Genomic DNA, 12,684 nt, shown 5'->3' with positions numbered 1-12,684 from the left:
TAACATATGAGCCGCGTATTGCTCGGGCCCGAAAAGGAATCAAATCACTATGCGCTGTAAAACGCTGACCGCTGTCGCAGCGGTTCTTCTGATGTTGACCGCAGGTTGTTCCACTCTGGAGCGAGTGGTTTACCGTCCTGACATCAACCAGGGGAACTACCTCACACCTAACGATGTGTCTAAAGTTCGTGTCGGTATGACACAACAGCAGGTCGCTTATGCATTGGGAACCCCGATGATGTCCGATCCATTCGGCACCAATACTTGGTTCTACGTTTTCCGCCAGCAGCCTGGTCATGAAGGCGTAACGCAGCAGACGCTCACGCTGACCTTCAACAGCAGCGGTGTGTTAACGAACATTGATAACAAACCTGCTCTCACCAAAGAGTAAGTTTTCAGAATCGAAAATGCAAAAAGGTGCTCATTGAGCACCTTTTTTATTATCTCTGCTGAGGTTAGCAAAAGAGATTCTACTTTCCTGCCTTCTCCGCACGCTGACGACGCAGCTCTTTTGGATCAGCAATCAGCGGACGATAAATCTCAACGCGATCCCCATCATTCACCACATCGCCGAGCTTAACGGGTCGGCTGTAAATACCGACTTTATTCTTAGCCAGGTCAATGTCGCGACGAAGTTCTAGCAAACCCGATGCTCGGATCGCTTCCTCAACGGTTGCGCCCTCGTCCAATTTTACCTGCTGCAGATACTGCTTTTCAGGTAATGCGTAAGCGACTTCGACAGCGATCTTACGCGACACTGTAAACCTCTTTCGCGCGGACAGTGAACGCCTGAACCATATTCGCAGCCAGCTCCTTGAAAATCCGGCCAAACGCCAGTTCAATCAGCTTATTGGTAAATTCAAAGTCCAAATGGAATTCGATGCGACACGCGTCAGCACTCAGTGGCGTAAATTTCCAGCCACCCATCAGTTTTTTGAAAGGGCCATCGACCAGATGCATCAAAATGCTCTGGTTGTCCGTCAACGTGTTACGGGTGGTAAACGTTTTACTGATCCCCGCTTTCGAGACGTCTACTGCCGCCGTCATCTGAGTCGGACCGGCCTCCAGCACTCGGCTTCCGGTGCATCCCGGAATAAACTGTGGATAGGACTTAACGTCGTTCACTAATTGGTACATTTGCTCCACGCTGAACGGAACAAGCGCAGTACGGCTAATCTGAGGCATAGCTTTTTCCATGGTCACACAACAAACAAATAATAACATTTATCCCTTGTTAAAAAAACGGCAGCCCTCATCTCGTGCTAAGATAGCGCGTTAGACCTCACAGGACGCAGTCGCAATGAGGTTACTTTTTGAAATCAGATGACCTATGGTTTTACGACACTTATGACGAAGAAAAAAGTACATAAACCTGGCTCGGCCACCATTGCGCTCAACAAGCGTGCCCGCCATGAATATTTCATTGAAGAAGAATTCGAAGCTGGTCTCTCCTTACAGGGCTGGGAAGTTAAATCCCTGCGTGCGGGGAAAGCCAATATCAGCGACAGCTATGTGATCCTGATTGATGGCGAAGCCTTCCTGTTCGGCGCGAACTTCACGCCGCTGGCTGTCGCCTCTTCCCACTACGTTTGCGATCCGATTCGCACCCGTAAACTGCTGCTGAATCAGCGCGAGCTGGAATCCCTTTTCGGGCGTATCAACCGTGAAGGTTACACCGTCGTTGCGCTCTCGCTGTACTGGAAGAACGCCTGGTGCAAAGTCAAAATTGGCGTTGCGAAAGGTAAGAAACAGCATGACAAACGTTCAGATCTGAAAGATCGCGAATGGCAGGTCGATAAAGCACGAATCATGAAACACGCAGGGCGTTAACCCCGCGTAAATTTTATACAGATTACAGTGATTTAAGAACTTGACGTTCCGGACTGGCATCTCCGTTGGCAGTTCTGGTATACTGAGTTCAACACATTGGGGCTGATTCTGGATTCGACGGGATTTGCGAAACCCAAGGTGCATGCCGAGGGGCGGTTTGCCTCGTAAAAAGCCGCAAAAAAATAGTCGCAAACGACGAAAACTACGCTTTAGCAGCTTAATACCCTGCTAAGAGCCCTCTCTCCCTAGCTTCCGCTCTTAAGACGGGGATAAAGAGAGGTCAAACCCAAAAGAGATCGCGCGGATGTCCTGCCTGGGGCTGAAGTGCTAAAACTAATCAGGCTAGTTCGTTAGTGGCGTGTCTGTCCGCAGCTGGCGTGCGAATGTAAAGACTGACTAAGCATGTAGTACCGAGGATGTAGTAATTTCGGACGGGGGTTCAAATCCCCCCAGCTCCACCAAAATCTTCAATCGATGATTACCAGAGTCATCCGATTAAGTCTAAAGAGCCCGCATGGCACAAGCCCTGCGGGCTTTTTTGTGCCCTCAATTTGTCCGGGGAAGTCTGAAGCAAACTAATTAAATCCGAACCTTTTAGGCACCTTGTTAGGCACCTCAAAAAACATTATTGTTTTTGAGGTGCCTAAAACTATGGAAACCCGGCAATGGCAAGACAAACCAAACCTCTATCCGTGAAGGAAATCGAATCAGCCAAATCCAGGGAAGCGGACTACGTTCTCTATGATGGCGATGGCCTTGAGCTACTCATCAAATCAAGTGGCAGTAAAATCTGGCAATTTCGCTACATTCGCCCAGTCACCAAGAAGCGTGCGAAGAAGAGCATCGGCCCCTATCCGTCAGTCACACTTGCCTATGCTCGAAGCTACCGGGCAGAGGCTCGCGTTCTCCTCGCAAAACAGATCGATCCTCAGGAGCATCAACAAGAACAACTGCGCAGTTCGCTTGAAGCTAAAACCAATACTTTCCAGCTCGTTGCTGAACGTTGGTGGAATGTGAAGAAAGCCAGTGTGACAGAGGACTACGCAGGAGATATCTGGCGCTCGCTAGAGAGAGATGTTTTACCAGCGATTGGCGATATCAGTATTACTGATATTAATGCACATACTCTGGTCCAAGCAATTCAACCTGTCCAGGCTCGCGGAGCATTGGAAACTGTCCGTCGCCTGTGCCAACGCATCAATGAGGTCATGGTTTATGCTCAAAATACAGGTCTGATTGATGCTGTCCCAAGCGTCAATATTGGCAAGGCATTCGAGAAGCCTCAGAAGAAGAACATGCCAAGCATCCGCCCGGATCAGTTACCTCAACTCATGCAGACTATGCGTACCGCCAACATTATCCAGTCAACACGATGCTTGTTCATGTGGCAGCTTCTTACAATCACTCGCCCAGCCGAAGCAGCTGAGGCTCGCTGGGATGAAGTGGATCTGGAAGCGCGAGAATGGAAAATCCCCGCATCACGGATGAAAATGAACCGTGACCATACTGTTCCCTTGTCAGATGAAGCAGTGGCTGTTCTGGAGTTGATGAAGTCGTTAAGCGGCAACCGGGAATTTATCTTCCCTAGCCGTATCAAGCCCAACCAGCCAATGAATAGCCAAACCGTAAACGCTTCACTGAAACGTGCAGGTTTTGGTGGTGTGCTTGTTTCACACGGTCTGCGATCTATTGCAAGTACGGCCCTTAATGAGCAGGGATTTCCACCTGATGTTATTGAGGCTGCATTGGCACATGTGGATAAGAATGAGGTTCGCCGCGCTTATAACCGCAGCGATTACCTTGAGCAGCGACGGCCAATGATGCAGTGGTGGGCAGATTTTGTTAAAGCTGCTGATAATGGAAGTATGTTTGAAGGTGGAATAAAAAGCATGCGGTTGGTTGGATAAGCACGTTAGCTCACGTTATTGTTGCCAGCAGAGGCACTACGTTCTTTGCTCAATGTGCTCTAATCTGAGATTGGGGGGCTTTTACCCCCTTCTCATAAAAGTAGTTCTACTCTTCTTCATCCAAATCCGTAAATGCTTGGAGCAAGATTGCGGTTTGAACCTCCTCTCTAACAACATCCATTTCTGCGGAAGCTCCAGCTTTGAATGAGTCACGAAGTGAGATATGCATTTCAAAGGTTCCAACTCGCGAGGCAATTTTATTCATTTGCCTTAAAGCCATTTGATGACGGTCATAGTCACCGGCTCTCACCATCTGCGGAAGCATTTCTATCACGGGAGTCATGGGCACGCCTTGTTCAGCGGCTTTGAAAGCGGCTATCTGTCCAAGCACGCCGCAGAGAAAGCCAATATCAGGCGCAATGCGTATAGCAAATCGGCGGGCCCGTTGTGCTGTAGTGGATTGGTTTGCTTGCTGCTTAACCTCTCCCTCGTGCTTTCGAATGAACGCTAGAAGCCAATGCTCGATCTCGATAAGTGTTCGCCCTGCGCACCACATTGATACCAATGTTTTGAGTGCTCTCAATATTCTTTTAGAAGAAGCCTTGGGTTTTGTTGTATTTGTGTAAGAACGACCAAAAACGGACTCAAGAGCAGTTTGTCTGACGAAAATTGTTAAATCTAAAGGATGGTCAGCAACTATATCCAGTAGCCAGTTGATCCAGTGCTCTGTCGCCGTCTTTTCAACTGGCGCTGTATCAAACGCTGCAACCAATCTTTCGATCAGCTTTGGTGGAATACCATTACGGATAGCAATTTCCCGTTGCCAATCGAGAACGAGGGGATCTTCCAGTTGTTCCTCAGCAGCCTTGAGTGCAATTCGACGATGTTCAAGCCACTGGTCAGCTCGCAAAGCATCAGTTTCCTTACGCCGAAAAAAACCTAATGAACGGCAAACGATATCGTCGAAGCCGCTCTCTCCTGTTGTGGTGACAGCAGTCATACGCCGGATAATTGACTGCACTTTAGGATCCGAATTAGCGGATATTTCGATCCGGTCAAGAAGTAACTCTATCGGATCATATACCTCTTCACAGGCATCCTGTTCCGAGAAAATGATCTTCATAATTCCATCCGACGGAAGGGAGAGGTTATCTATTTCCACACAGATAGGTGTTGCAGGAACAACGATTGCCAAGCCGGTTGCGGCATACGCCGCACGACCAGCCCTCCCGAGCGCATTAAGTATCTCGTGAGGACGTAAGTCCGCACGAGGGTTCCCGCTGGGATCATCAACCGCACTTCTATCGGTTCCAGCAAGAATCACAACATCACACGGCAGATTAAGTCCCTGCGCAATTGTGGATGTTGCGGCGACCACATCAAGTCCTAGGTCCTCACTATCAGTATCCCTACGAGCCCGAAAAATGCTTTCGGTCAGCCGCCGTTCCAATGGTAGCAAGTCACCATGATGAACTGCAGCCCTGCACCCCATAGGGTCAAATGTAGCTTCGGCCGCTCCAATATCCCTGATAACTGATTTACGCATTTCCTCCTGCGTCACATCCAGAGCGATGGTTGCCGGCGCCAGTAGTTCATTAATCTGGCCTGCAACGCTCCCGCACGCTTTGGTATCGTTGCAGAACACAATCACCCGCTTTCCCATGGCTGCATAGTCTGCCGCGATTCGCGCAGCGACTTCATTTCTGTTTGATGTCAATTTTCCTTTGGCATTTTTAAGAAGCGACGGCCTTTGATCCGTGAGCGCCTGTATTACCAGCTTCTCTGGCCTTTTAGGATGCCACCCAGAAATCAGGGAAAAGAGTCCAAGAGGTTGTGCGTAAACCCGACTCCTTGCAGCTTTGGTCTTTGCCTTTGATGCAACTTGTACGGCCTCACGCACGTCAGAGCGGTCATAGATGACGCAAGAACGAAGCTGTCGAGTTGGCTTCCAAGGATCGTCGAACGACTCAACCTCCCTTCCTGTTACAGACCGCAACCAACGAGCGATTTCTGCGCCGTTAGAGACCATAGCTGACAGCAGTAGTAGGTCTGCTCTCTTACGATGGCGGAGAAACGTCAGGAGTGCCAACATCGAATCAATGGCTCGTGTACTAATTTTCGATGAAGTAGCGGGATCATCTGCACTAATGAGATGAAACTCATCGAATACAAGGAGACCGACCTTGTCAAAAAGCTCAGGTGCGAAACCAAGGAGGGCAAGGCAACGTTCAGGAGTCATGACAGAGAATGGTGGCAGCTTTTCCCCAAGCTCTTCGAGCGCAACGTCTTCAACGACGCTCACCACTTCTAACTCGCCGATTTGTGCGGAGAGATCGGCCTCGACTTGATCGACGAGCGCGTGAGTAGGAGCTAGATAAACAACGCTCTCACCCGCACAAAGAGTTGCTGCGATTTTTAGTACGGATAGCGTAGTTTTGCCCGAACCAGTCGGTGACGTCATCACCATAGACCTGCCACGGTTCAGATATCCCGTCCCGATAGCTTTTAAATGATTGATCCACAGAAATGGACGGGAATGTGTCTGAGACAGGAGCCAGTCGGCCCATGTCTTTGGTTGCGCACCTGATGGTGCTGGCAGTCGAATTAGCATCGCAGCCTGCACTCCATCAATAAGCCGGCTCAACAAAGTGGCCAAATGATGCGGACCGGCAAACTGGTGATGAACTTTCCCTTCCAACGCTGTGTTGATCTCTACCTCTGAGGCCTCCGACAAGTGGAGAACACGGTTGAGTCTTGAACGAATATCAGTGTCGGGCACAGCGCTTCCACGCGCCTCCTGTCCAAGCCCCTGAACTACATAAGCACATTCCCTTAAAAGAAGGTCAGTGGCTACTTCTCGGCTATCTCGCGTTGCTATGATGTCTTCGCCGAGGTCACGCTCTATCAGTGTCGTGAGATTACCAGTTGCCAATTCCCGAAGGCTCAGGATCAGCGAACGTCGTACTGCCCGACGTTCCCCCTTCGCCCGGAGCTGACTAGCGACTTCCGCTGCGTCTGCTGCCCGACCAGCAATCAGGAATAAAAGCGTCGCTGAAATTGATGATCCTATTGCATCACTTGAAACAACGGTTGGGCGATCCATTGCGGTCTCGCGAACGCGGCTCAATATCTGATGAGCGCTCGCGGCGACAAAAGCCGTGGCGCGCGTTTGCTCTGGTCGAAGATCGAGTGCAACATAGGCTTCGAAGGTCGAAGCAAGGCGTCGAACCTGGTCGAGTACATCGCTTATGGCCTCAGGTTCACCTTCGCGAGACAGAAGCCGTACAGTCGCTAGTTCTATGTGTGCAGCCGTCAACAGCTCGTCTAGAGTTTCAGGAGCGAGGCCGGGCAAATCAGGGGCCTGTCGCAGGAGCGCGCGGGAACTAGGGTCAAACATTGGCGATCTCCTCGACTTTGGCAGCCACCTCTCCGGCGAGAAGATCCAAACCCGTACGCACATCTTCGAAGGCCAACACACCAGCCGTACGAGCTTCGAGTTCACCACCAGCCGCCGTTTTGAAACCGGCTATGATATGCAAAAAATTCCCAGCTCTGCGCTGATCTTCACCAGTCGCTACAGCAACTCTGAACTCGCGAGCGCCTTCCCAGAAAATTTTATCCACAGCCTCTTCTGCGTCGATACTTGGAACACTCCTAAGCAAAGTTACGAGGTCGGCGAGGATCTCATCATCGCGATCGCCGCTCCGAATTGTTCTTATTTCGGGCCACACGCTAGAGGTTATAAGGTTGCGCGGCGATTTCGAAGCCTTGTCCTCACAGAGCACAATTCGTTTGATCTCACACACTCTCTCATCTAGCTCGATGATAAAACCGTCAAAGCCTTTATCCGCCTGTCGAACGTGGGGTGACGTCATATAGCCGTCCGAAAGCTCTAGCCGCGCGGCAATCCAAGAGATATGCTGAAATAGAAGTCCATCCCGATGAATAATAGATGTGTTGATCCGATTTCTCGCTGCCTCCTTCTGTGCTTCGGTTCCTGACTGGAGTAGCTCGACGTCTTCAGCACGCGGAGCCGTCAGTTTTCTCACGACATTCTCGGCCACCCTTCCTTTCGAAACCCGCCGTCGCGGCTCTAGGGCATCAATTACTCTCTGAGCATTTTCTTCCTGCCGTAAATATAAATAGGCAATCACTTCAATCAGCTTAGCTCGACTTTTATTACTGATTGTCCATTCTGAAAACTCGCACTCTGCAGTTAAGGCCTGATTGAAGGTAATTGGCATCCTATTTTTTCACCTGCAATAGAAGTAATTAATTATAATTTCAGCATGAGAAATTTTTATGAAAACATGTTTGATTCAACATTCTCACGTAAGGAAAGCAGGCTTTTTAATTGCATCCGATCAGCTTGGTGTAGCTGCGCCAATCGATCTTGCAACCATAAGCCACAAGACAATACAGTACAAAAAGATGATAAACGAAATACTTCCTTGCGTCTCTGCCACGCGAATCGCTTTGCACTATATTCGCTAGCCAAGAATGAAAATGTGATACCGACCTTTGCCTATCAGATCAAGCTGAAAGCCGGCCTCGAACTCTGCTCTGTAAGTTAAGGTGTGTGGCGATGACGAACATCTCAACGTGCACCAAACAGCGAGTCGCGAAAATCATGCTAGGGCACAAACTGTCCTGAGCTTGATAGTTATGTGAACAGCATGATTATCAGCCGGATACGGCGAAAACCAGATTCAGCAGCTGAGAAATTTAAAAGGTAATATGGTAGCTTGAGGCGTACGGTTAAGGAGGAACTATGGACTCGTTTTCCAGGCGACAGGGTTATTCAAGGCCTGACGCAGAAATCAGCATCAGACACGAAGCTCCAGAATCGCTGAGAGTCGCGATCGTGTCTATCGCCTACCGATGTGGCTTCGCCCCCAGCGAACTTCGTCTTAGGTTGTGCGGCATCCTTTATAAAACTCCAGATAAGAGCAACTGGTCAGAGTATCCGAATATCGATGACGAAGTCGGAATCCTGATGGACGAGCTTGAATGGTTCGAGGTCTACGATTTCATCGAGCATTTGGCTGAAAAGGCTCTTTACAAGGACGGTGACTTTTCGGGAGAAGTTAACAGCTATTTTAGGGTGGCTGGCATCGGTTGGCAGCTTCTCGATCAAAAGATTCAAATGCGAGGTACTGAAGCCTTCGAGATAGCAGTGAAGGAAGGACACTTACTACTCTCCCAGCAGCATCGCACGACCGCAGCATATGAGCTACACGAGGCTCTGCAGGATCTATCACGTAGGCCTCAACCTGAAATTAGTGGAGCGATCCAGCATGCGATGGCTGCTCTGGAATGCGTGGCGCGAGACGTTATAGGAAGTAAGGACACGCTTGGTCAATTGATCCAGCGAAATCCCGGGCTTTTTCCCAAGCCTGTAGATCAGATCGTTGAGAAGGCATGGGCCTACTCCTCCAATTTCGGCAGGCATCTCATGGAAAAAAAACCTGAGTTTGAAGAAGCGGAATTGATGGTCGGGGTGAGTGGAGTGCTATGTCGATATTTAGCGCGTCATACAGGTAAGTCAACCTTATGAGTACAGCACGTCACTGTGGGAACGGCGTTCGACTATTTATCGGGGAACGGATAGAACACGCCTCGGATCGCGATGTCTTGGTCACCGTTTGCGATGCTCTAGAAAAGGGCACTGGATGGGCCTACATATTTGCCAACTTCAACGTTAACGGGCGTCAGGTTGATGCTGCAGTCTTTTCCGCCACAACTACTCTCGTTATTGAAGCTAAGGGATACACACTTCCCATCAAGGGAGGTGTGAACGGCCTCTGGATGCAAGTCGGACCGTACGGTAGCCGAAAGCTACGCAACGGGTACACTCAAGCGTTGGATGCCAAGAATGCATTGCGTGATTCAATGGCCGAGCTATTCGGCACTCTTTCCGGGTATCCCAACGCCTTATTAGCTATTACGCCGGCGATTCCATCTGGCTCCTCATTGCCACCGAGTGACTTCAAGGTGAAATCTGGCGGACTGGATGCGATCAAGATTGCTCTCAGTTCAATATCAGGAGCCTTGCTAAGTGAAGATCAATGCCAAGCACTTGCAGCCCATTTGAACCTTGAATGCGTATCGGGAATAGATGCAGCAATTAATGAAACTGTGCTCATATCGGAGCGAACAGTGTCTTGTTATGAATCCGCTTTCTTGGAGTATCATGGGCCAACTGGTGCACGACTGTTACAAGACCAATACCTCCTTGATGACAAACTGATTTCGGCATCAAATATTCTTAAGAAGGCTATTTCATCGCAATCTGCGCTTCTGATCAGGGGGCCATCAGGATGTGGAAAGTCCTTGCTGAGTGCACGTATCGCCACAGAATGTATTCAGGTGGGTGTGCTGCCTATCCACATCCAAGGCAAAGACTTCGAGGGCAAGCTTCAGAAAATAATTGATGCCGAGCTTATGTTACTCGGCGCTTCCGTGCGCGATGTACTGAGAGCAAGCCGTCTCCTTGTAAGGCATATTGTCCTGTTTATTGACGGCTACAACGAATGCCCAGAGCATTTGCAAATTGCTTTGACACGCAGTATTCAAGCGTTTTCACTACGCTATGGTGCCGGCGTCGTTATCACCTCACAAGGTGCATTAGCTAGAAAAGAGCTTTTGCCCGTCGAAGAGATTCAAGTCCGCCCGCCGCAACATGCACTGAAGTCACAGATCGCAAAACTTAGCCAAGAAGATGAAAACTTCATGAACTGCCAAGCTCTACTTGAGATAGCACTCTCAGGGCTTGAAGCGGAACTCATTGGGCAGGCGGCCGCATCATTGCCTGCCTGGGCAAGTACGTTTGTTCTATTCGACACGGTCGCCAGGATGCGCCTAGGCAGTTTCGCAACTGCGGGAATTAGGGCTCTTTCCGGGTTTGCAGAAGAACTAATCTCTCAAACTGCGTTTAGTATGTCCATTCGAGAGTTCGACAGATTTTGTGATGCGACAAGCGTGACAGACACAACTCGGCACGCGATCCTTGACTCACGGCTTGTGCTACAGCGCGGTCACAGACTTAGTTTCTCTCATGAAATGTTTTTCTATGCCTTCATAGCGGAATCTGCGATTCGTGTAGCGCGCGCAGACTCTGAGCGTGTGCAGGCTTTTCTACGATCTCCACGATTCAATGGTTCTAAGACTCTTATTGTCGGCGCGATGGAAGACGATTCGACGCTAAGGGATATTTTGGAGAAGACAACTGATCGGGGCATCCTTGAGTCTTGCGTGCGGGGAGAGTGTGGAGATACCGCGAGACGTATTGTAAAAGCAAAGCTCGATGTGATAATTGCCGAAATGATCGCAGAGATTTCTGAACTGCGCTTCCTACTAAATGGCGAGGGATGGCATAGCTGTTCAATTGAAACTGGCGTTAATCGGCCAATCCTCTCGAAATTCGAAGTTTTTCTTCCCGCTATCGGCTGGCTTTTAATGCAGGGTGTCTACTTAGAGCAAATCATGACAGCATGTCGCGTCATGGACGAGAAAATTGCCGAAGCCAATCGTGATCTCTATAAAGAAGCAAGGGCCAAAAAGGTGCCACTTCGGCACGAGACATTTAGCCAAGCCTATGTGTTTAATCGTAAGATCGCGCTTTCGCAGCTTGTGTCCTTCGTCCATAGTGGCGGCCTAAGTTTTCGCCATAGCCCAGGGGGAAAATTTGGTGAAGCTTTGAAAAAATCATGGAAGGAAGCGAGCACGCACAGCGAATTCTACGTCATTCTCGGAATCACAAAGTTCACGAAGCAAGCATCATGGGCAGCGCCATGTGTGTTGAATCTTCTTGAACATATGAAAAGCTTGCCCTACCACCTTCAGCTAGACACGATAGACTTTTGTGTCCACTTAAATAATGTGGATGATTCCGTCAAGGCAAAGATGATCTTGGCACTAGAAGATTCCATAGACAAATTGGGCATATTTATGAACTCTATGATTTTGGATGCGCTTAAGGGTTTAGGTGGACTAGATGCCGAAGAAGAAAACTACAGAACGGTGGTCTTAAAGGAGCTCGAAAGTGTGTTCTCCGAGTCAGGAACGCAGTCCGAGACGCGAGCATGGAATATCTTCTCTCGACAGTTCGATCACCCCTATGACAGCATTTATTGGGAAGAGATAAACAATCTCGCCAGGGATCAGAAACAGCAGTTCCTCTTCAAGTCACTCAAAGGGGCGAGTACCGAGTATGTTTTGTTTGTCAGTACTCTGATTAGTCAGCTCGCAAAATTCGGTGACCCAGCAGTTTCCGAGGCTATTGAACCATGGCTTACGTTGCCAGCCAAAAGGTCGGTCATGCCGCAAGATGCTGTCGAAGTTTTTTTTGCAGCGCACGAAGCGATGGGGATTTTGGGCCTTCCACTTCCTACCAATACGACATCACCTGTCGATATCGATGAAGCTATGCAGGCTTGCGGGGAGTTAACTTACTGGGCTTGCAAGCTGAACAATAGTGAACTTGAGTCCTCGCCTCAGACTCTTAATGCGCGGACTACGTTACTGACTTACTCCGCTTCGGCAAGTGCCGGAGCACTGTGGTCTTCAACATCACGAATGTTGTCTACGGATGGTGCAAGAATTAACGTTGTAACGCGCTATCCGAAAACAGCCCTGGCTATCTGCCGCGATGCTTTGACCAACCATGAGTCGCAGAAAACGTACCACGAACACGGGTTAATGAATGATCTGGCGAGCATAGCTTCCTTTTCCATTCAAGTGATTGGGCAGTTTGGTGACACCGATGACCTGCAACGTTTACGCAGTCTTTGCGACGAAGAGGAGCTAGGTCATGAAGCACTCAACGCGATCCAGAAGATTGAAGACCGTATTCGTTACGTGAAGTAAAAGCGTCAGCGTTGAAAGTTGAAAAACCTTAAGACCAAATGCTCCAAGTAGATCACCTTTGCCCACGATGACCAAGGGC

The 12,684-nt window shown here is 49.4% G+C and carries 9 protein-coding genes and 1 other RNA gene; 6 read left to right on the top strand and 4 right to left on the bottom strand.

What is annotated here, in order from left to right; genetic code table 11:
- Positions 1-49: 49 nt before the first annotated feature.
- The gene (gene bamE, locus AC07RN_RS18715; protein ID WP_015960091.1) at positions 50-391 is read left to right on the top strand and encodes an outer membrane protein assembly factor BamE; all 342 of its coding nucleotides are present in this window, start codon (positions 50-52) and stop codon (positions 389-391) included.
- Positions 392-470: 79 nt separating this feature from the next.
- On the opposite strand, the gene AC07RN_RS18710 is transcribed toward bamE, so the two are convergent.
- Both AC07RN_RS18710 and AC07RN_RS18705 read right to left on the bottom strand, forming a co-directional pair.
- Entirely contained in the window at positions 471-758 is a 288-nt protein-coding gene (locus AC07RN_RS18710) for an RnfH family protein (protein WP_015960092.1), read from the bottom strand.
- Positions 748-1,185, bottom strand: coding sequence for a type II toxin-antitoxin system RatA family toxin (locus tag AC07RN_RS18705; protein ID WP_041689497.1), 438 nt, complete (start codon positions 1,183-1,185; stop codon positions 748-750). The genes AC07RN_RS18710 and AC07RN_RS18705 overlap by 11 nt, the downstream gene beginning before the upstream one ends.
- A gap of 162 nt (positions 1,186-1,347) precedes the next feature.
- On the opposite strand from AC07RN_RS18705, the gene smpB reads away from it, so the two are divergent.
- From smpB to AC07RN_RS18690, 3 genes are all read left to right on the top strand, one after another.
- Positions 1,348-1,830, top strand: a complete 483-nt coding sequence (gene smpB, locus AC07RN_RS18700) for an SsrA-binding protein SmpB (protein ID WP_041689708.1) — start codon at positions 1,348-1,350, stop codon at positions 1,828-1,830.
- 98 nt (positions 1,831-1,928) lie between these two features.
- Positions 1,929-2,291: a transfer-messenger RNA gene (gene ssrA, locus AC07RN_RS18695) on the top strand.
- Positions 2,292-2,495: 204 nt separating this feature from the next.
- Positions 2,496-3,737: an integrase gene (locus AC07RN_RS18690; RefSeq protein WP_113876198.1), complete on the top strand. Its 1,242-nt coding sequence runs from the start codon at positions 2,496-2,498 to the stop codon at positions 3,735-3,737.
- A 106-nt stretch (positions 3,738-3,843) separates the two neighbouring features.
- Here AC07RN_RS18690 and AC07RN_RS18685 read toward each other — a convergent pair whose 3' ends face one another.
- Both AC07RN_RS18685 and AC07RN_RS18680 read right to left on the bottom strand, forming a co-directional pair.
- Positions 3,844-7,134 (bottom strand): DEAD/DEAH box helicase, encoded by a 3,291-nt coding sequence (locus AC07RN_RS18685; protein WP_113876199.1) that lies wholly within the window; start codon positions 7,132-7,134, stop codon positions 3,844-3,846.
- The gene (locus AC07RN_RS18680) at positions 7,127-7,981 is read right to left on the bottom strand and encodes a hypothetical protein (protein WP_113876200.1); all 855 of its coding nucleotides are present in this window, start codon (positions 7,979-7,981) and stop codon (positions 7,127-7,129) included. Before AC07RN_RS18680 ends, AC07RN_RS18685 begins: the two co-directional genes overlap by 8 nt.
- A 527-nt stretch (positions 7,982-8,508) precedes the next feature.
- Here AC07RN_RS18680 and AC07RN_RS18675 point away from each other — a divergent pair.
- Positions 8,509-9,294 carry an AbiJ-NTD4 domain-containing protein gene (locus AC07RN_RS18675; protein WP_113876201.1) on the top strand — a complete coding sequence of 262 codons (786 nt, stop codon included), beginning with the start codon at positions 8,509-8,511 and terminating at the stop codon, positions 9,292-9,294.
- Entirely contained in the window at positions 9,291-12,605 is a 3,315-nt protein-coding gene (locus AC07RN_RS18670) for an NERD domain-containing protein (protein ID WP_113876202.1), read from the top strand. Before AC07RN_RS18675 ends, AC07RN_RS18670 begins: the two co-directional genes overlap by 4 nt.
- The last annotated feature ends 79 nt before the right edge of the window (positions 12,606-12,684 follow it).

This window comes from Lelliottia sp. GFLA7, from assembly GCF_056490165.1.
This window is presented reverse-complemented; position numbering and strand designations above follow the sequence as displayed.